Raw genomic sequence first — 19,860 nt, 5'->3', positions numbered from 1 at the left:
TCGACATGGGAAAGGCCGGCACCACCGCCAGATCGTGAAGCCGGGCGCTGTGCGGCGCCACGTGGAGATCCCTGATCGTGGGATACCCTGTGAATGCATTTGTCTACTGTGCACCTCAGCCGGATGAAGCCGCCCACAGCGATCGTCCCCTCGATGTGACGGTGCTGCTGAACTCAAGGGCAGGGCGTTACGCGTCCAGTTCGTCACTATGACCCAGATCAGTATTGGTGGGGTTCACCCGTGAGCACCGACGTCGCTGAGTCTGCGTGGAGCGAGCGGTTGGCCGCTGCTGGCCGTCGCGCATGGCAGCGGGTGCGGAGCGATGCATGGCCGATAGTGCAACGAGCGGTGGCCGCTACCATCGCCTGGCTGCTTGCGCAGTTGATCGGGGATCATCCGGACCCCTTCTTCGCGCCGATCGCCGCGGTCGTTGCTCTCAACGCGCCGTTCGGCAGCCGCGGGCTGAACGCGCTGCGGCTGCTGCTGGGGCTGATCGTCGGGATCCTGGCCGGCGAGATTACGCTCTTACTCATGGGTGAAGGCTTCGGCAGCCTTGCGGTGGCGACCTTCGCGGCGATGATCATCTCTCGTGGCCTCGGTGGCGCACCGCTCGTAATAGCACAAGCGGCGTCGGCCGCCATCCTCACGATAGCCGTCGCAGACGGTGAGGTCGGCCCCGACCGGATGGTCGACGCGGTCATCGGTGCCGGCGTCGCGCTGGTATTCAGTCAGATCCTGTTTACGCCCGAGCCCGTCCGGCTACTGCGCCGGGCCGAGTCGGCCGCATTGAACGGCATGGCGGACGGACTCCGCCTGACCGCTCGCGCTTTGGCCCAGGCTGATAGGGAGGCTGGCGAGCAGGCCTTGCGCCGGTTGCGGGCCCTGCCCGAGCTGCTGCTCGGGCTGAGCAAGACGCGCGGTGCCAGCGGGCGGATTGCCCGGCATTCCCTGGTGGGACGCTCGCGAATCACACCGGTCGTGAAAGAACAGGAGAGCGCCGAGCACCTCGACCTGCTGGGAGTCAGCTGCCTCATGCTTGTCAGGACCGCGCTGGCCAGCGGCCCAGGAGACAATGGCACTCTCAGCAACGCCATGGACCGGGTCGCAGGGCTCTTGGCAGAGTTGGCCGGCTCACCTGGCGATACTACAGTGCGCCAGGCCGTCGTCGACCGCGTCCCAGCTTTACTCAAGGACATCAGCACCCCAGACGGGTCTCCCGGCCCATTCCCGGTCGCTTTGGACGTCGCACTCCGGGTGGTCGTAGCCGACATGATGATCTTCGCCGGTGCGGACGCGGAGGACGCGATCACAGCGGTCAGCGCCGGTGCCGCGCGGCTTCGAACTCCCCCTCCTACTCGTACTGCAAGGATCCCTCGGTTATCCAAATCCTTGCCCAAGCTGCGGCCGTCGAACTGGCGGCGGAATCGAAATCGCCGAAGGTGATTCGGCGATGCTCCGTGAAGCCGCCCACTGGGTCAGCTTCAGCCGATCACCGCCAAGGCTCTGGGTACCGCCGACTCCACGACTACGTCCGTTGCGGCGCCGACGGCCATGATTCGCCGTCAATTTGGATGGGGATGCTTTCCGTGGTTCTGAACGTAGGCACCGTGACGCATATCCGGTCCGGCGGCGGCAGCGGTCGCAGCGGGTCAGTGCAGCCCTGAAAAAAGAGGAAACCCCTGGCCAACGGGCGACGGGCCGTCGTAACTGCGGGAGCCGGGTGGACGCACTGGCGGCTAGAAAAGGCGTTCGCCGCCGACGGGAGCGTGTACACATCTGTGACATCAACGGGCAGGACGGCGGCCCCGGGCCGCCCACGCCGACGGGTAACCCCTCGGATGCGCCCTGGCGTCCCTCCCGGACCTGGCGGGAATGGGAAAATCATGCAGGAACAATCCGGTCCCACAAGACCGCCTCAGGCTCCGCGGGGACTGGGGGCCGTGTTCTTGGTGCGCTCCGGGCCCCGGCGCTGGCCTGCCGGTCTGCGAACGGCCGCCTCCATGGGCATTCCGGTGCTCATCGGATGGCTGGCCGACGACCTTTCCCTGGGGCTGACGGCCGCGCTGGGCGGATTCACTGCGCTCTACGGCTACGGGCGGCCCTATCGCAATCGTGCTGTGCTGCTTGCCGTGATCGCGCTCGGCCTCAGCGCCGCCGTCGGTCTGGGCGTCGCAGCCGCGTCTGTCACCTGGCTCGGAATCCTTACCATCGTCGCGATCGCCGTCCTGGCGACACTGGCCTGCAATGCCTTTGACGTCGGTCCTCCCGGAGCGTATCAGTTCGTCCTGGTATGCGCTGTCGGCACGAGCCTGAACGGGCCGCAACAGGATCCTGGTCGCGCCGCACTGCTGGTGCTGGCCGGCGGGGCATTTGCATGGCTGACCCACATGGCCGGAGCGCTCTTCCGCCCGCACGGGCCGGAGGAGTCCGCCGTGGCCGCCGCGGAAACCGCGGTCACCGCTTACATCGATGCGGCCGGCACCGTCGGCCGGGACGCCGCCCGGCACAGTGCGGCGAGGGCGCTGCACGATGCCTGGACCGTGCTTATCAACCGCGAACCCTCATACTCTCTTCCTCACAGCAGCGTGCGGGAGCTGCAGAAGCGGGCACGTCGACTCAACCTGATCTTCGCCGATGCCATGACGGGCACGCGCACCCGTTTCGCCGACCCTCCGACGGACCCGGCAGCTGCCCGCACTCACGCCCGTCAGGCGTCGGAGTGGTCGATCGCCGGCGAACTTCCTCCGCCACGCCGGCCGGCGTCAGGCCGCCCCGGAGCCTGGGTGCGGCTCACGGAAAGCCTGAAGCCCCGTTCCACGTCCCTGCTGGTCATTATCCGGGTCGGCACAGCAGCCGCACTGGCCGGGACGATCAGCGGATTCCTCGGGTTGGAACATGCCTACTGGGCAATGTCGACCGCGGTACTGATCCTGCATCAGGGACTCAACCGACGCCGCACCAGCCAGCGCGGATTGGAGTATTTTATCGGGACGGCGCTTGGGATCGGACTGGCGGCAGCACTTATCCTCGTCCCGCCGCACGCCCTCGGGCTTGTCGCCGCCATCATGATCCTGACTTTCCTGATCGAGGTGACGATGGCGCGCAACTTCGTACTGGCCGTGGTCTTCATTACCGCCGTAGCATTGCTGATCGCCACCGGAGGCCAGGGTGGCATGGATCCCGGGGGCTGCTGCTCGCCCGCGGCCTGGACGCCGCGGTCGGATGCGCCGTCGCCCTCGCCGTATTCGTGCTGATCGTTCCCTCGGGCCCGAGGACCGGGCTGCCGTCCGTGATCGCTGACACGATCGACGCGGCCGCCACTGCCGTCGCCGCACTCAGCTTCGCAGAAACCAACCCGCTCCCACTCCGGGCGGCCCGGAGGAATCTCGAGCGGGCAGTCCTGCGGCTAGCACAAACTTTCGACGGGGCCGTCAACGGCTCAGCCGACCAACGTGCGACCGGGTACAGAGCGTGGCCAACAGTGGCTGCGACGCAGCAGCTTGCCTACCGTACACTCGCAGCATGCTGGCAGTTCGAGCACGGCAAGCAGCAGGGCGAGCCCACAACGCTGCAGCCATCGGAAACGGCCGTGCTGCACCGGCTACTTGGGGCCATGGCCGCGGCCCTGCGTACCGGTGAAAGACTCCAACCTCCCGATACTTTGCCCGGCCTGCTCTGCGAGGAAGTGCAGGACCTCTACCACGTGCTCCGCCTAGCTGAACCAGCGGGCGAATGATTCGTCGTTTCCTTTCAACAAAAGAACTGCTCGTGCTGCTGTTCGGAGCACCGAAACTGCCGGGCGTGGCCCGCAGTTTGGGCCAGTCGATGCGCATCTTCAAGGCCGAGGTCAAGGAGCCTTCACGTAGATCTGACACCTCGATAAAATCACCCCCTGCCGCTCAGGCGGGCTTTGGTCGTGGGAAAATCGAGCCCCGCGTAGCGCCATCAGGCGCTTCCATGCAGCCGGTACGCGGGTGTGCTTCATCATTGCGTAAAAACCGGCCTAAACGAACAAAGTTCAAAGAGGCCGGTTTTCGCTTGAAATCCCTGCTTAGGAATCGCGGTCGTGCAGGGGGTCTTTCCTCCGTCGCGGCAAGGCGATGCCCTGCAAAACCTGCACCTGAGCTTGTCTCATCCCCTTCAAAGCCTCAAGGGGCGGGTGGTGGTGTTACTTCCAGGCCGCCTCATCGAGCATTTCGCACACATCGTGCACGTGCTTGGTAGTGTTCAGCACGATATCCGAAGCGATTGGCTCCATCACCTCTGGGTCTTCAGAGAATTGGCTGTAGAAACCCAACCACCCCCGTGTGTAGTAGGCAAACTCCGGCAAACCTTCTGCGGCCATCATTTCGGCTTCTTCGGGGCTCGCTGCTGCCACGATGGAGCGCCCACTGAGGAGTTCCACAACGGTCAGCTCATCGGCTGAGATGTATTGATAGGCAGTTCCGGAAATGTCGAGTTCGTCGATAAAGGCGCCATCCGAGGCACGGGTTAGGTCCACGGTGGCATCCCCTTTGAACTTCAGCATCGTTGATCCGTTCTGCTTCACCCGGGACTTGTAATAAACATCCCGGACGTCTCCGGCTTCCATGGTGACGGTGGTGCCGCACGCCGTGATCTCAATCGGGTCGAAATATTCTTCCGGAACGGGCAGGTACTGGCCTCCCGTGTCCGGGGGAGGCCAGGTGACGGGGGCTTCCTCCGCAGGCGTCGCAACGGTCGGCGCGGCCCCCACGGCGAGGAAGAATGCAACGAAAACGGGCAGGCGCAGTGCTTTTTTGAGGTTCATGATGGGAACTCCTGGGCAGCAGGAGGGCTGGTCGCTCATCCTGCACGATTATGCGTAAATGCCATAAAGGCGACAGGTCCGTGGAGAGAACGACGGTTCCTGCGTCCCCCCAACCGGGCGCATAGTGGCCTCAACATAAGCCCGCGGTTTTCGGGCTGTCAACGGGTTCCGGCGCAATATCTCTACCCTTTGGAAAAAAGGGGAGGGCCGCAGCCTACAGAAAAAACGACCTATCCCGGCAAATTGCCCGGATAGGTCGTTTCAGCTTTCTGCTCCGCACCCGGTCAGAGCACGAAGTTATGTTTATAAGATTTCGGAGATGTGAGGTCGGAGGCTGGTTGGCGGTTAGCGCCAGATGCGAATCACCGTGTTTCCGCGGTTTCGGTGGACTACTGCCCATGTCGGCTGACTGACCTACTTGGCGAAACTGATGGGCAATGCGAAGTATCACCCTGTTCATAGCTGAAAGGTACACATCTTCGTGGCCACGTCAGCCGAAAGTATGGCCTGAACCGAAACTGAGCAATGCCTAGATGCGGCGAACCAGCTCAGGTCATCCATCGCCGGGTTGAACGGCACGGCCAGGCTCTACACCGGCGCCATACGCTCGTTACTACTGCCCAGTGCGGAGAACGATGTCGCCTGAAAGCTGCCCAGCTCAGGACCAGCCCAGCTTCCCGAGGTACTCGGCAAGGGCATCGAGGATCGGCACCTGCCCCTTCGCCAGTTTGCTGCGCGCCTCGGACTCTCGGAACCATCTGGCATCGTCGATTTCGGGATACTCCCGCACAACACCGGAACCCTTCGGCCATTCCAGCGGGAACGTGTTGCTGGTGATGTGCTCTGGCTGGAAATCCGATTCGGCGGCAAAGGCGGTGATGACCTTCCCCGAAGGCTGGCGGAAAGCGCCCAGCTCAAGGTAGTCCGCCCGAGGCGCCGGCGTCCCGATTTCTTCGGCGAACTCCCGCAGCGCGGCCACCAGAGGGTCCTCCGCGTCGAGGTATATTCCCTTTGGAATTGTCCAGGCGCGGGTGTCCATGCCGGTCCAGTGAGGGCCACCATTATGGGCGATCCAGACCTCCAAGTGCCCTTCCAGGCTCCGCCGGTACAGCAGGATGCCTGCGCTGCGAACTGTCATACGCCCTCCACATCCCTAGGCTATAGAGATTGCCGGTTCTTGTCCTGCGGTGGCGAAAGGGCCCTCGACCGGATCGGGGATCCGCTCTACGACGATATTTGGCGGCTGCAGAACTAGAAGTCCCAGTCCTCGTCTTCGGTGTTGACGGCCTTGCCGATCACGTAGGAGGAGCCGGAGCCGGAGAAGAAGTCGTGATTCTCGTCCGCGTTGGGGCTCAGGGCGGAGAGGATGGCCGGGCTCACGTCGGTGACGGTGGACGGGAACATGGCCTCGTAGCCCAAGTTCATCAGCGCCTTGTTGGCGTTGTAGTTGAGGAACTTTTTGACGTCCTCGGCCAGGCCAACAGCGTCGTAGAGGTCGTGGGTGTACTGCACCTCGTTCTCGTACAGCTCGTAGAGCAGCTCGAAGGTGTAGTCCTTCAGCTCCTGCTTGCGCGCTTCGGACTCGCCTTCGATGCCCTTCTGGAACTTGTAGCCGATGTAGTAGCCGTGCACCGCCTCGTCACGGATGATCAGCCGGATCAGGTCCGCGGTGTTGGTCAGCTTGGCCCGCGAAGACCAGTACATCGGCAGGTAGAAGCCCGAATAGAAGAGGAAGGACTCCAGCAGCGTGGAGGCAACCTTCCGCTTGAGCGGGTCCTCGCCGTAGTAGTAGCCCTCGATGATGCGGGCCTTCTTCTGCAGGTTCTCGTTCTCCGTGGACCAGCGGAAGGCCTCGTCGATCTCCTTGGTGGAGGCGAGGGTGGAGAAGATCGAGGAGTAGCTCTTGGCGTGCACCGACTCCATGAAGGCGATGTTCGTGTAGACGGCCTCCTCGTGCGGCGTCAGGGCGTCCGGAATCAGCGACACGGCGCCGACGGTGCCCTGGAGCGTGTCCAGCAGGGTCAGGCCGGTGAAGACGCGCATGGTGAGCAGCTTTTCGTCTTCGGTGAGCGTGTTCCATGACTGCACGTCGTTGGACAGGGGCACCTTTTCCGGCAGCCAGAAGTTGTTGCAGAGCCGGTTCCAGACCTCAACGTCCTTCTCGTCCTGGATCCGGTTCCAGTTGATCGCTTCCACGTGGTGCAGAAGCTTGACCTTCTCGGCTGACATCGCTTCCCCTTCTTCGCAAATCTGTGTTGTTTCATGGTGCCCGAATGCCGGCCGTCGCTGCGGCCGGCAGTGGTCCGCCGGTTCCGGTGGTTGCCGGCGCCCCGTCGGTGCCCGTACGACGGCGGGCGGGCACCCGCCGTCGTACTTTCAGTTGGTGTGGGCTGCTAAAGCATGCAGCTGACGCAGCCCTCCACCTCGGTCCCCTCCAGCGCGAGCTGACGGAGCCTGATGTAGTAGATGGTCTTGATGCCCTTGCGCCAAGCGTAGATCTGCGCCTTGTTGATGTCGCGGGTGGTGGCGGTGTCCTTGAAGAACAGCGTCAGCGACAGGCCCTGGTCCACGTGCTGGGTGGCCGCGGCGTAGGTGTCGATGATCTTCTCGTAGCCGATTTCATACGCGTCCTGATAGTACTCCAGGTTGTCGTTGGTCAGGTACGGGGCCGGGTAGTACACGCGCCCCAGCTTGCCTTCCTTGCGGATCTCGATCTTGGATGCCACCGGGTGGATCGAGGACGTGGAGTTGTTGATGTAGGAGATCGAACCGGTGGGCGGAACGGCCTGCAGGTTCTGGTTGTAGATCCCGTGCTCCATGACAGAGGCCTTCAGCTCCCGCCAGTCGGCCTGGGTGGGGATCTCCACATGGGCAAAGAGTTCCTTTACCCGGTCGGTCTGCGGCACCCATTCCTGCTCGGTGTACTTGTCGAAGAACTCGCCCGAGGCGTACTTGGACTTCTCGAAGCCGCCGAAGGTCTGGCGGTGTTCGATCGCGAGCTTGTTCGAGGCACGCAGCGCGTGGAACAGCACCGTGTAGAAGTAGATGTTGGTGAAGTCCAGGCCTTCCTCGGAACCGTAATGCACCCGCTCGCGGGCCAGGTAGCCGTGCAGGTTCATCTGGCCCAGGCCGATGGCGTGCGACTGCAGGTTGCCTTCGGCGATCGAGGGCACCGAGTTGATGTAGGACATGTCCGACACCGCGGTGAGCGCGCGGATGGCGGTCTCGATGGAGGTGCCGAAGTCCGGCGAATCCATGGTCTTGGCGATGTTCATCGAGCCCAGGTTGCAGGAAATGTCCTTGCCGATCTCGGCGTAGGTGAGGTCCTCGTTGTACAGCGACGGCGAGGAAACCTGCAGGATCTCCGAGCAGAGGTTGGACATGATGATCTTGCCGTGAATCGGGTTGGCGCGGTTCACCGTGTCCTCGAACATGATGTACGGGTAGCCCGATTCGAACTGGATCTCGGCCAGCGTCTGGAAGAACTCGCGGGCGCTGATCTTGGTCTTCTTGATCCGGCTGTCGTCGACCATCTCGTAGTACTTCTCCGAGACGGAGATGTCCGAGAAAGGCACCCCGTAGACGCGTTCGACGTCGTACGGGGAGAACAGGTACATGTCCTCGTTCTTCTTGGCCAGGTCGAACGTGATGTCCGGGACGACGACGCCCAGCGAGAGCGTTTTGATCCGGATCTTTTCGTCGGCGTTCTCGCGCTTGGTGTCCAGGAAGCGGTAGATGTCCGGGTGGTGCGCATGCAGGTACACCGCGCCGGCGCCCTGGCGGGCGCCGAGCTGGTTGGCGTAGGAGAAGCTGTCTTCGAGCAGCTTCATGACCGGGATGACGCCGGAGGACTGGTTCTCGATCTGCTTGATCGGCGCGCCGTGCTCGCGGATGTTGGTCAGCGACAGCGCCACGCCGCCGCCGCGCTTGGACAGCTGCAGGGCGGAGTTGATGCCGCGGGCGATCGACTCCATGTTGTCTTCGATGCGCAGCAGGAAGCAGGAGACCAGCTCGCCGCGCTGCTTCTTTCCGGCGTTCAGGAACGTGGGCGTAGCTGGCTGGAAGCGACCGTCGATGATCTCGTCCACCAGCCGGTTCGCCAGCTCCTCGTCACCCCTGGCCAAATGCAGCGCCACCATGCAGACGCGGTCTTCGTAGCGCTCCAGGAAACGCTTGCCGTCGAACGTCTTCAGCGTGTAGGACGTGTAGAACTTGAACGCGCCCAGGAAGGTCTCGAAACGGAACTTCTTCTTGTAGGCCCGGTCGTAGAGCGACCGGACAAAGTTCATCGTGTACTGGTCGAGCGTCTCGCGCTCGTAGTAGTCGTTCTTGATCAGGTAGTCGAGTTTTTCTTCCAGATCATGGAAGAACACCGTGTTGTTGTTAACGTGCTGCAGGAAGTACTGGCGCGCAGCTTCGCGGTCGGCTTCGAACTGGATCTTCCCGTCCGGACCGTAAAGGTTCAGCATGGCATTGAGTTCGTGGTAGCCCAGTCCCTTGAATGCCGCCGGCAGTTCTGCCTTGGCATCGGCTATGGCCGCGTGTGCAACTGTCGTTTCCAAAAGTGTTCCAATCCTTGCTTGACCCGGTCGACGTCCTCGGACGTGCCCATGAGTTCGAATCGATAGAGAAGCGGCACCTGGCACTTGGCGGCGATTTTCTCCGCCGCCAGGCAGTACGTTGTGCCGAAGTTCGTGTTTCCGGAACCGATCACTCCGCGGAGCAGGCGCCGGTTCTCCTCGCGGTTGAGGAATTTGATGACCTGTGGCGGAATCGAGTTCCTGCCGGATTCCCCGCCGTACGTCGGCAGTACCAGGACGAACGGCCGGAGCGCGTGAAGCGTCTCCTGCTGGGTGCGCAGCGGGATCCGTGCCGCCGGCAGCCCCAGCTTCTGCATGAAGCGGTCGGTGTAGCCGGAGGCGGAGGAAAAATAGATCAGGTCCGTGTCGGCGGTCCCGCCGGTTGCCGGACCCGCCTCGCGCCTGGCGGCCTCACTCATCAGCAGCTCGGTCATGGCGTTTGGTGCTGGTTCCGAACGAGTCCGCTCAGGCTACTGAGGCAGCGGCCTGGGCCAGCTCCTCGATCTTGTCCGGGCGGAACCCGGACCAGTGGTCCTGCTCGGTGACGACGACGGGCGCCTGCATGTAACCAAGGGAACGGACACGCTCCAGCGCTTCCGGATCCTGGGACAGGTCAACGCTCTGGTAGGCGATGCCCTTCTTGTCCAGAGCCCGGTACGTGGCATTGCACTGCACGCATGCTGGCTTGGTGTAAACCGTTACAGTCATGGTCCTTCTCCCCTAATTCTCGGTACGGCGTTCTGCTGTTTTCTGGCTGTGCGGCTGTCCCTGAGAAGAACCCGCGCTCGCTGCCCGCCAGCGGTTCCAATACTACATCTTGTGGACTCGGCCATTCGGAACCCCAAGATGATGTATTACAAGTATGTCATTCCGGGTCCGCCTTCGTCCACAGCCCATGGGGATATTTTCTGCGGTTAAACAGTTGATATTCCGGCCTTTCCAGGTCGCCGTCCACAGCCTGTGGATGGACTGCCCACAACTTCGGAAAGTCTCGTGTCGCTGTTTCCTCGGCGTGTCGTTCGTAGTGCCACGACCACTAGATGTTGTGGTTCCCCGGTTTGGTCGTCTCTCCTGCTGCCGCTCCAGTGATCCGGACTATAGCGGCCCCTTCGGACAATCGGCCGCGCCGCTTTCGCCGGCTCCACGCTCCGCAGTCCGATGGCGTTTATCAGGCGGCTGTCTCGGCAGCATGCCCGGGGCTCGAACCACTCCCCCTCGGTCCTTTTTGGCACCATTAACACAACGCTTCGGAGGGCCGCGACATTCCTCCCGGACAGCACAGTCCGGGAGCGCACAACCGGGTCTGAGGTGTTTCTTGCGCCCGGCTCCGGACCCGCGCACGGCGATGCCCCTCCGCACCGGGGCCCCGTCGCCCCGTCCCGAAACGGCCCGCGGTTCCAGCAGAGCCCAAGGTAGGCTTAGCGCAGGAAGGAACGAGCGACAGGAGAGCTGATGGTCAACACGGTGCATCTGCGCACACTGCTCGAGGTGACCCGGCGGGGGTCGTTTGCCGCGGCCGCAGCCAACCTGGGCTATACGGCCTCGGCCGTTTCCCAGCAGATGTCCGCGTTGGAACGCGAGACTGGCGCCAAGCTGTTCGAGCGGTCGGCGCGCAGCGTGCAGCCGACCGAAACGGCGATGGTGATGTCCCGTCACGCGGCCAAGGTCCTCACGGACATCGATGCACTGCTGGCTGCCACGGCCCGCAGCCAGGACACCAGCACACAGGAAGTCAGGCTGGGAATCTTTCCCAGCCTGGCCACCTACGTACTCCCCCGGTTGCTGCAGGCCCCCGGATGGCCGGGCCTGGGGATCAACCTCAAGGTATCCGTCGCCGAGCCGGGACAGACGATCCAGGGGCTGCGGGCCGGCGGCGGCCTAGACGTCGCCCTCGTATTCCAAGTGGGCCAAGGTGGGCTGGCGTGGCCCAACACGGTAAGCCGGCAATGGATCGGCGACGACAATTTCCGGGTGGTGCTGCCCGAATCGTGGGGCATCCGCGCCGGGGCCTCGGTGACGGCCTCGCAGTTGGCCGAGATGCCCTGGATCATGCACCACCCAGGCACGGCGGACGCCACCGTGATCGAGCGCCTCTTCGCCAGCTGCAACCTCCACCCCCGGGTGGTCGCCTACTGCGACGACTTCAATGCCAGCCTGGCCATGGCCGCGGCCGGCCTGGGCGCTGCGCTGGTGCCGGAGCTGGCCATGCACAACGGAGCGTACGGCATCGTGGTGCTGGACGTTCCGGAAATCCGGCTGGCGCGGAACATCTTTGCGCTGCTGATCAACGACCGGCAGAACGCCCAGCTGGGCCTGTTCATGGACCAGCTGTCGGTGATCCTGCGCGACATGAGCATCACGACCAGGCGCACCTGAGGGAGCGCCGGCCGGCGGACCATAGTCGCCGGCGTCTGCCTCAGTAAGCATGGCGTTCTCAAACGACTCGGCGGGCAATTCCCCGTTCGCTCACAGCCGAATTGAGGGGAGATCGGCCGAGGAATGCCGGCTAGCAGGCGGCAGGCTCTGGGATAGAAAGGGGCGAAAACCGTGGGTTCCCGGGACCCTCGGAACGTCCGCTTCACAGGAAACGAAGAAATCCGGCGCAAACGGTTGTTTGTGCCGGACCTTCGTTGATGGGTGGAGCTGAGGGGACTCGAACCCCTGACCCCCTGCATGCCATGCAGGTGCGCTACCAGCTGCGCCACAGCCCCTGGACTGGAAGTGATTCGCCGAACCGGCGGTTATATTCCGCTGCGTGAATATCACCGATGGTGCTTCACGGAGTGGAGCTGAGGGGACTCGAACCCCTGACCCCCTGCATGCCATGCAGGTGCGCTACCAGCTGCGCCACAGCCCCGTTATCCTTGCGGATTCCGCGTCGCTTCCTTCGAAGCAACTTGAATATTCTATGCAGAGACTCTCACGGATTCCAAATCAGCGGATGGACTCCGGGCGGGCCCACCGGCCGGACAGAGTGGTCCGGCCTGGCAGGGCTCGCTCGCTGCGGCTACTCCGTGCCCGTCGACGCGGGCTTCTCGTCCAGCTGCAAATCGATGAACGGGCAGTCCTTCCACAGGCGCTCCAGGGCGTAGAAGACGCGGTCTTCCTGATGCTGGACGTGGATGACGACGCCTGCGTAGTCAAGCAGTACCCAGCGCCCTTCGGACCGGCCTTCACGGCGGATCGGACGCAGGTCCTGCTTGTGCAGCTCCTCTTCGATGCCGTCAACGATGGCATTCACCTGCCGCTCGGTGGGTGCCGAAGCGATGAGGAACACGTCGGTGATGGCCAGCCGCTCGCTGACGTCGATGGCGACGATGTCTTCGGCAATTTTGTCGCTGGCTGCCTTCGCGGCAGTGCGCGCAATGGCGATTGAGCTCTCGGGTGCGGTCATGTGTCTCCTTGGAATGTGAACCAGCGTTTGAGCGGCGGCTTTAGCCGCCAAAGACTCCGAGCATCATGGCAATTCCCGCTGCGAACGCAGCGGCGCCCAGCACCAGTGCACCACCGACCGCGAGCCTGATCCGCCGGACCCGGTCGAGCCCTGCCGTCCGGGCGTCGAGGGGATCCAGTCCGTAGGCACTGCTGGCCTTGAGCGGATGGATCGTGGCAGCGCGCCCTTCGGCCAGTGCTTCGGCCTGGGCCAGGATCTTAGACCGAGGCGGTGCCGAAGCGGCCGTGTCGACGGGTCCCGGGGCGGGGTTCCGGTCCTGTCCCGCAGGTGTCCCTGCCACTGCCGGCACAGCTTCCGTTGCAGCCGGCGATTGCGGCTTGGCTGATTCCGGCTGCCGACGTGCGGGAGCCGGCTGCCGGCGTGCGGGAGCCGGCTGCCGGACGGGCGGCGCCTGCGCCGGAGCCGGCGTCGTCACCACCGGAACGTAGGAAGTCGACGACGGCCGGAGCACGTGCCGGTCGGTCCCCGGGACGGCCACGAATTCCATCGGAGCGGACGCAATGTCGGCCGCCGGCCGGTCCGTGGCCGTGTGCCGGCGCTGTTCGTTTTCGTCACTCAGCCGCTTCTTGTCCGCGGCCCGGCGGTTCAGTACCGCGGCACGCTCGGCGAGGGCTTTTTGCTGGGCCAGCAGTTCCAGGTCCACGTCGTGGGGATCCTGCTCCTGCCGGGACTCCATCATGGCCACCATGTTCTTGGCCTGGCCCATCAGCAGATCGCGGGCAGCCAGCGCCTGCTCAACGGTCATCTCGCCGGCGTCGACGGCCTCGCGTCCGGCCGCCGAGAGCGACTTCGCTTGCGCGTCGGCCGGCGGCTGAACCGGATGCCGGCCGGTGTTCCCGCCGCGCCGGGCCCGCCGTCCGCCCTCGATCGGCGGACGCTGCGGTTCATACGGGACATCCGCCGGGGCGTCCGACGTCCGGGCGCGGGCGTCTGCGGGGGCGTCCGACGTCCGGGCGCGGGCGTCTGCGGGGGCGGCCGACGCCCGGGCGCGGGTGTCCGCCTTAGCAGCCGGTGCGCCCGGTGCACCTAACGAACGGGAGCGCGTGTCTGTGGGGGCAGCCGGGGCACCCGAATTCCCGGGCCGGCCCTCGGCCGGTGCGCCGGACGCGGGGACGCGGTTCTCGCGCTCCAACTGCTGTTGGCGCAGCTGGCGCCGGGTCGGCACCTCTTCCTGCTCGGGGGCCGGAATCTTGGGCAGCGCCGCGGTCAGGGTCTTGAGTGCACGGCGCGCTTCACGCTCGCGGGCGCGGGTCTGTGAGGACCGCTCGCCCTGGCGTTCGCGGGATTCTGTCCGGCTCTCGCCGGACGCCTGGGCAACTTCTCCCCCGCCATCGACTGGGGCCGCTGCCTGGGCATCCGATGCCTGGGAGACGTTCCCGGAGGCAGTCTCCGGACCCGTGCCGGCGCCGTCGCGCTGCCGCCGGATGTCCCGGCGGCTGGGCGGCGGCTGGGATTGATTGCTCATGCTTTGCTGATCACCCAGTAGTAAACGACTGATTTCATTGGCTTGGTTGCAGTTGGCTCAGGGCGACGGCGCCGTCCGGCGCGCGCCGGTAGAGACCATACTTGGCTATGTACTGTACTACGCCGTCCGGCACCAGGTACCAGACCGGCTGGTTGTCGGCCACGCGCTCCCGGCAGTCCGTGGAGGAAATGGCCATCGCCGGAACCTCCAGCAGGCTCACATCCTTGCGGCCCAAGTTGTGCAGCTCGTGGCCCGGCCGGGTCACGCCCACGAAGTGCGCCAGCGACCACAGCTCGTCGATGTCCTTCCAGGACATGATCTGCGCCAGTGCGTCCGCTCCCGTGATGAAGAACAGTTCCGCATCGGGACGCGCCGCGCGCAAGTCCCGCAGCGTGTCGATGGTGTAGGTCAGCCCAGGCCGTTCGATGTCCACCCGGCTGACCGTGAACTGCGGATTCGAGGCCGTTGCGATCACGGTCATCAGGTAGCGGTGTTCGGCCGGACTGACCTCGCGTCCGCTCTTCTGCCAGGGCTGGCCGGTGGGCACGAAGACCACCTCGTCCAGGCCGAAGACAGAGGCTACCTCGCTGGCCGCCACCAGGTGCCCGTGGTGGATCGGGTCAAAGGTTCCGCCCATGACGCCCAGCCGGAGCTTGCGCCCCGGGTAAGTGAGGTGCAGGTCTCCGGCGTGCGGGGCTTTGACGGGCAGCGCGGACACGAACGGCTAGCGGCGCGTGGCCTGGCCGTGATCGTGCTTGTTCGGATGCTGGCGGTGCGGGTCCACGTGCTCCTCGACCGCCGAGTGGCGCTGTCCGACACTGGTGAACGCGATCGTGGCGAACATCATGATCAGGAAGACCGCCATGAAACCGGCGCCGACCACCCACGCGGGGACCGGCAGTTCGACGTGGGCGGCTTCGCTGGCCACGAGTGCGGCGTCGAGGACCTGAGACAGCATGATTCTCCCTTGCGGTTCTTCAACCCGGCCGCACGCAGGCGGACGGGATATGGCTTCCTACTCATGGTACGCGTTCCGGCGGCGGAACCGTGATTCGGCCGGGACCGGCCCGGCCGGCACCTGCTTAGGCGCGGACCTGGCCGTCGCCCTGAACGATCCACTTGGTGGTGGTCAGTTCACGCAGGCCCATCGGCCCGCGGGCGTGCATCTTCTGGGTTGAAATGCCGACCTCCGCGCCCAGGCCCAGTTCCCCGCCGTCGGTGAACCGGGTGGAGGCGTTGACGATCACTGCCGCCGAATCGATTTCGGCGATGAACTTCTCCGCGTTGCGCAGATCGTTGGTGATGATGGCCTCGGTATGGCCGGTCGTCCAGGTGCGGATGTGTTTGACCGCATCGTCCATGGAATCCACCATCGCCACCGCCAGGTCAAGGTCCATGTACTCGCGGCCCCAGTCCTCGTCGGTGGCGGCTTGGGCCTCGACGCCGGAGGGAAGGATGCCGGCCACCCGCTCGTCCACATGCAGCCGCACGCCCGCGCCGGCAAGCGCCGCGAGGACGTCTGCTGAGGCTGCCGCATCGCGGTGCACCAGCAGGGTCTCGACGGTGTTGCACACCGACGGCCGCTGCGTCTTGGCGTTGAGCAGGATGTCCACGGCCATCTCCGTGCCGGCCGATTCGTCCAGGTAGATGTGGACGTTGCCCTCACCGGTCTCAATCACCGGCACCTTCGCGTTGTTCACCACGGACTGGATCAGCTCGCGGCCGCCGCGCGGAATCAGCACGTCCACCAGGCCGCGCGCCTGCATCAGCGCGGTGGCGCCCTCGCGGCCGTAGTCGTCCACGCTCTGCACCGCGTCGGAGGGCAGGCCCACCCGGTCCAGCGCATCGCGGATGATGCCCAGCAGGGCGACGTTGGTGTGCCGCGCCGCGCTGCCGCCGCGCAGGATCACGGCGTTGCCGCTCTTGAGTGCAAGGCCGGCAATGTCGACGGTGACGTTCGGGCGCGCCTCGTAAATGGCCGCGACCACGCCCATGGGGACATGGACCTGGCGCAGCCGCAGGCCGTTCGGCAGGGTCTGCCCCCGCATCACGGTGCCCACCGGGTCCGGCAGCGCGGCCAGGTTCTGCAGGGCAGCGGCCAGCGAGTCGATGCGCTTGGTGTCCAAGGTCAGCCGGTCCAGCAGGGCGGCACTGGTGCCGTTCGACTTGCCCTCGTCCAGGTCCTGGCGGTTGGCCTGCAGCACCAGGTCGCGCCTGGCGATCAGGGAGTCGGCAATCTCCTGCAGCGCCTTGTCCTTCCAGGCCCGGTTGGCGCGCGCCACCCGGCGCGCGGCGGTCCGGGACCGTCCGGCGATGGCCTCGACGGCGGCGGTGGCGTCCGGTTTCCGGCCGTCCTGGAGCTCTTCGGCCGTGGACTGGGAAGGGGCTGTCTGGGTCATACCCTTGATTTTAGCCCGTGGGCCCGGCACTGCACGACGACGGAGGTCACGTTACGCTGCCGCCGCCGGCTGACGCGGTGGTTCAGAGCAGGACGAGGTCGTCCACGTGGATGACCTCGCGCTCGTACTGCCGGCCGAGCGACGCGGCGAGCTCCCGGGTGGAGCGGCCCAGCATGCGCGGGAGCTCGTAGGAGGAGAAGTTGACCAGGCCGCGGGCGACCACGCGGCCGTCACCGTCGGCCAGCTCCACGGGATCCCCCGGTTCGAAGTCGCCCTTGACCGACACGATGCCGGCCGGCAGCAGCGACCGGTGCTTTTCGCGCACGGCCTGCACGGCGCCGTCGTCCAGCACCAGCCTGCCCTGTACGGAGGCCAGGTGCGCCAGCCAGAGCAGCCGGGGCGGCCGGCGGGTGCCGCTGACCGCGAACCAGGTGCCCACGTCCTCGCCGGCCAGCGCCCGCGCCGCGTTCGGCGTGGACGTGACCAGGGCCGGAATGCCCGACCCTGCGGCGATTCCGGCGGCCTCCACCTTGGTCACCATGCCGCCGGTGCCGACGCCCGCGGCCCCGGTGCGGCCAATGTTCACGCCGTCCAGGTCCTCCGGCCGGGCCACCAGCGGGATCCGCCGCGCGCCGTCCTTGGGCGGGCCGTCGTAGAGCGCGTCCACGTCCGAGAGCAGCACCAGCGCGTCGGCCTTGACAAGGTGGGCCACCAGGGCGGCCAGCCGGTCGTTGTCGCCGAAGCGGATTTCGTGGGTGGCCACGGTGTCGTTCTCGTTAACCACGGGGACGACGCCGAGGTGCAGCAACCGGTGCAGCGCCCGGTAGGCGTTGGCGTAGTGCTGGCGCCGCATCAGGTCCTCGGCGGTCAGGAGCACCTGGCTGACGGTAATGCCGCGGGCGCCGAAGGCCTGGGTGTAGCGGGCCATCAGCAGGCCCTGACCCACGCTGGCGGCTGCCTGCTGGGTCGCCAGGTCCCGCGGACGGCGGGCCAAACCCAGCGGGGCCAATCCGGCGGAGATCGCTCCGGAGGACACCAGGATGACTTCGGTGCCTGCGTTGCGGCGGGCGGCCAGCACCTCTACCAGGGACAGCAGGGTCTCTTCGGAGATGCCTCCGGCCACCGAGGTCAGCGACGAAGAGCCGACCTTGACCACCAGACGCTCGGCCGTGGCGAGCAGCGTCCGGTCAGCCGCCGTGGCCGGCTCAGCGCGCATCGTCGTCGTCACTGTCTTCCCCTGCTGTCCAGATGCCGGACTTGCGCTCGGCCTCGAGTTCGGCGCGGGTGGCAGCCCTGGCTTCCTTCCGCTCCTGGTACTGCTCGCGCTTCTCTTCGCGGGTGGGCCGGATGTACTCCATCAGGCGCAGGTCGGTGCCGCGCGGGGAGGACAGCAGTTCGGCGCCGGCCGCCATGGTGGGCTCCCAGTCGAAGACCACGGCGTCGTCTTCGCCGATCACCACCGTGTCGCCCGGGCGGGCGCCGGACTTGAACAGCTGGTCCTCGACGCCCAGCTTGGCCAGCCGGTCGGAGAGGTAGCCCACCGCCTCGTCGTTGTTGAAGTCGGTCTGCTTGACCCAGCGCTCCGGCTTGTCCCCGAGCACCCGGAACAGCGGTTCCAGGTTCTTTTCCTCGCGCCGGATGGTGAAGCCGCGCTCGTTCACGGAGCGCGGGCGCAGGACGGCGGGGGCCACCTTCGGCGGGGCGGCCTTCGCTTCGGCGCGGGCGGCGGCGACGATCCCGGCCATGGCAAAGCCGAGCTGGCGCAGCCCCTCGTGGCTGGCGGCGGAGACCTCGAACACCGTGTAGCCGCGCTTTTCCAGCTCGGGGCGCACGAATTCGGCCATATCGCGGCCGTCGGGCACGTCCACCTTGTTCAGCGCCACCAGCTTGGGGCGCTGGTTCAGCGGGACCACGTCGCCGTCGGCGCCGGCGTAGCTCATGTCCACCGTGTACTGTTCCAACTCCCGCTCGATGATCTCGAGGTCGGAGAGGGGGTCACGGTCGGCCTCCAGTGCCGCGCAGTCCAACACATGGACCAGTGCGGCGCAGCGCTCCACGTGGCGCAGGAAGTTGTGGCCCAGGCCCTTGCCTTCGCTGGCTCCCTCGATCAGGCCCGGCACGTCGGCAATGGTGAAACGGATGTCGCCGGCCTGGACCACGCCCAGGTTCGGCACCAGCGTAGTGAACGGGTACTCGGCGATCTTCGGCCGGGCGGCGGACATGGCCGCAATCAGGCTCGATTTGCCCGCGGACGGGAAGCCGACCAGCGCCACATCGGCGATGGACTTCAGTTCCAGGACGATGTCCCGTTCGTCGCCCGGGATGCCGAGCAGGGCGAATCCGGGTGCCTTGCGCTTGGCCGACGCCAGCGCGGCGTTGCCCAGCCCGCCCTGGCCGCCGGCCGCGGCCACGAACTCGGCGCCCTCGCCCACGAGGTCGGCGAGAACATCACCGTTCTTGGTCTTGACCACCGTGCCGTCGGGGACGGGCAGCACCAGCGTGGCGCCGTTCTTGCCGCCGCGCCAGTCCCCCATTCCCGGGCCGCCGTTGGTGGCGTGCCGGTGCGGGGCGTGGTGGTAGTCCAGCAGCGTGGTGGTCTGGGGGTCCACGCGGAGGATCACGTCGCCGCCGTTGCCGCCGTTGCCGCCGTCGGGCCCGCCCAGCGGCTTGAACTTTTCGCGCTTGACGGAGACGCAACCGTGGCCACCGGATCCGCCGGATACATGCAGGACTACCCGGTCAACGAATGTTGCCACGTGATCGATCTCCTCTGTGCCGGTGGGCGCGAACCGAAACGGCCCACCAGTGATTCTAGTCTGGTTAAAACACCAGTGAGGCGGACCGACGGCCCGCCTCACTGGAAAGCTGTTAGCTGCTTGGATTACTCCCCAGCGGCAGCCACGATGTTGACGACGCGGCGTCCGCGGCGGGTGCCGAACTCAACGGCACCGGCCTCGAGGGCGAACAGCGTGTCGTCGCCGCCACGGCCGACGTTGGCGCCGGGGTGGAAGTGGGTGCCGCGCTGGCGGACGATGATCTCGCCGGCGGAAACTACCTGGCCACCGAAGCGCTTCACGCCAAGGCGCTGTGCGTTGGAATCGCGACCATTGCGAGTGGAGCTCGCACCCTTCTTATGTGCCATCTGATTTGCCTACCTTTGTTTCTGAAGGAAC

The 19,860-nt window shown here is 65.7% G+C and carries 17 protein-coding genes, 2 tRNA genes and 2 pseudogenes; 5 read left to right on the top strand and 16 right to left on the bottom strand.

What is annotated here, in order from left to right:
• Positions 1–240: 240 nt before the first annotated feature.
• From AC5RUK_RS02270 to AC5RUK_RS02255, 4 genes and pseudogenes are all read left to right on the top strand, one after another.
• Positions 241–1,443, top strand: coding sequence for an FUSC family protein (locus AC5RUK_RS02270; protein WP_494151271.1), 1,203 nt, complete (start codon positions 241–243; stop codon positions 1,441–1,443).
• Positions 1,444–2,000: 557 nt separating this feature from the next.
• A complete protein-coding gene (locus AC5RUK_RS02265) occupies positions 2,001–3,254 on the top strand; it encodes an FUSC family protein (RefSeq protein WP_494108862.1) in 1,254 nt (417 codons plus the stop codon).
• A gap of 227 nt (positions 3,255–3,481) precedes the next feature.
• Positions 3,482–3,736, top strand: coding sequence for a hypothetical protein (locus AC5RUK_RS02260; protein ID WP_493987058.1), 255 nt, complete (start codon positions 3,482–3,484; stop codon positions 3,734–3,736).
• Positions 3,733–3,852, top strand: a pseudogene (locus tag AC5RUK_RS02255) (twin-arginine translocase TatA/TatE family subunit); the annotation flags it as partial. The gene AC5RUK_RS02260 and the pseudogene AC5RUK_RS02255, both read left to right, overlap by 4 nt.
• Before the next feature lie 316 nt (positions 3,853–4,168).
• On the opposite strand, the gene AC5RUK_RS02250 reads toward AC5RUK_RS02255, so the two are convergent.
• The 6 genes from AC5RUK_RS02250 to nrdH form a co-directional block, all read right to left on the bottom strand.
• Positions 4,169–4,789, bottom strand: coding sequence for a hypothetical protein (locus tag AC5RUK_RS02250; protein WP_494151270.1), 621 nt, complete (start codon positions 4,787–4,789; stop codon positions 4,169–4,171).
• Positions 4,790–5,447: 658 nt separating this feature from the next.
• Positions 5,448–5,927, bottom strand: coding sequence for an NUDIX hydrolase (locus tag AC5RUK_RS02245; RefSeq protein WP_494151269.1), 480 nt, complete (start codon positions 5,925–5,927; stop codon positions 5,448–5,450).
• Between the two features lie 113 nt (positions 5,928–6,040).
• On the bottom strand, positions 6,041–7,018 hold the full coding sequence (gene nrdF, locus AC5RUK_RS02240; RefSeq protein ID WP_493987055.1) for a class 1b ribonucleoside-diphosphate reductase subunit beta: 978 nt from the start codon (positions 7,016–7,018) through the stop codon (positions 6,041–6,043).
• Positions 7,019–7,182: 164 nt separating this feature from the next.
• On the bottom strand, positions 7,183–9,303 hold the full coding sequence (nrdE, locus tag AC5RUK_RS02235; RefSeq protein ID WP_493977561.1) for a class 1b ribonucleoside-diphosphate reductase subunit alpha: 2,121 nt from the start codon (positions 9,301–9,303) through the stop codon (positions 7,183–7,185).
• Between the two features lie 17 nt (positions 9,304–9,320).
• Positions 9,321–9,803, bottom strand: a complete 483-nt coding sequence (gene nrdI / locus AC5RUK_RS02230) for a class Ib ribonucleoside-diphosphate reductase assembly flavoprotein NrdI (RefSeq protein WP_493987054.1) — start codon at positions 9,801–9,803, stop codon at positions 9,321–9,323.
• A 31-nt stretch (positions 9,804–9,834) separates the two neighbouring features.
• Positions 9,835–10,077 (bottom strand): glutaredoxin-like protein NrdH, encoded by a 243-nt coding sequence (nrdH, locus tag AC5RUK_RS02225; RefSeq protein WP_127513743.1) that lies wholly within the window; start codon positions 10,075–10,077, stop codon positions 9,835–9,837.
• 744 nt (positions 10,078–10,821) lie between these two features.
• Here nrdH and AC5RUK_RS02220 point away from each other — a divergent pair.
• Positions 10,822–11,745, top strand: coding sequence for a LysR family transcriptional regulator (locus AC5RUK_RS02220; RefSeq protein ID WP_494151268.1), 924 nt, complete (start codon positions 10,822–10,824; stop codon positions 11,743–11,745).
• A 262-nt stretch (positions 11,746–12,007) separates the two neighbouring features.
• On the opposite strand, the gene AC5RUK_RS02215 is transcribed toward AC5RUK_RS02220, so the two are convergent.
• The 10 genes and pseudogenes from AC5RUK_RS02215 to rpmA form a co-directional block, all read right to left on the bottom strand.
• Positions 12,008–12,080, bottom strand: a tRNA-Ala gene (locus AC5RUK_RS02215).
• 73 nt (positions 12,081–12,153) lie between these two features.
• Positions 12,154–12,226: transfer RNA gene (locus AC5RUK_RS02210), tRNA-Ala, on the bottom strand.
• Positions 12,227–12,376: 150 nt separating this feature from the next.
• Positions 12,377–12,763: a ribosome silencing factor gene (gene rsfS, locus AC5RUK_RS02205; protein WP_493987052.1), complete on the bottom strand. Its 387-nt coding sequence runs from the start codon at positions 12,761–12,763 to the stop codon at positions 12,377–12,379.
• Between the two features lie 40 nt (positions 12,764–12,803).
• Complete coding sequence (locus AC5RUK_RS02200) at positions 12,804–14,288, bottom strand: hypothetical protein (protein WP_494151267.1); 1,485 nt, start codon at positions 14,286–14,288, stop codon at positions 12,804–12,806.
• Positions 14,289–14,322: 34 nt separating this feature from the next.
• On the bottom strand, positions 14,323–14,967 hold the full coding sequence (gene nadD / locus AC5RUK_RS02195) for a nicotinate-nucleotide adenylyltransferase (protein ID WP_494113108.1): 645 nt from the start codon (positions 14,965–14,967) through the stop codon (positions 14,323–14,325).
• A 45-nt stretch (positions 14,968–15,012) separates the two neighbouring features.
• On the bottom strand, positions 15,013–15,246 hold the full coding sequence (locus AC5RUK_RS02190) for a hypothetical protein (protein ID WP_493987050.1): 234 nt from the start codon (positions 15,244–15,246) through the stop codon (positions 15,013–15,015).
• 124 nt (positions 15,247–15,370) lie between these two features.
• Positions 15,371–16,687: a glutamate-5-semialdehyde dehydrogenase gene (locus AC5RUK_RS02185; RefSeq protein ID WP_494151266.1), complete on the bottom strand. Its 1,317-nt coding sequence runs from the start codon at positions 16,685–16,687 to the stop codon at positions 15,371–15,373.
• An 82-nt stretch (positions 16,688–16,769) separates the two neighbouring features.
• Complete coding sequence (gene proB, locus AC5RUK_RS02180) at positions 16,770–17,903, bottom strand: glutamate 5-kinase (protein WP_493987526.1); 1,134 nt, start codon at positions 17,901–17,903, stop codon at positions 16,770–16,772.
• Positions 17,904–17,928: 25 nt separating this feature from the next.
• Positions 17,929–19,443, bottom strand: a pseudogene (gene obgE, locus AC5RUK_RS02175) (GTPase ObgE); the annotation flags it as partial.
• Positions 19,444–19,568: 125 nt separating this feature from the next.
• Complete coding sequence (rpmA, locus tag AC5RUK_RS02170) at positions 19,569–19,829, bottom strand: 50S ribosomal protein L27 (RefSeq protein ID WP_493967755.1); 261 nt, start codon at positions 19,827–19,829, stop codon at positions 19,569–19,571.
• Positions 19,830–19,860: the final 31 nt, after the last annotated feature.

It is taken from the genome of Arthrobacter sp. Y3223065 (assembly GCF_059090885.1).
This window is presented reverse-complemented; position numbering and strand designations above follow the sequence as displayed.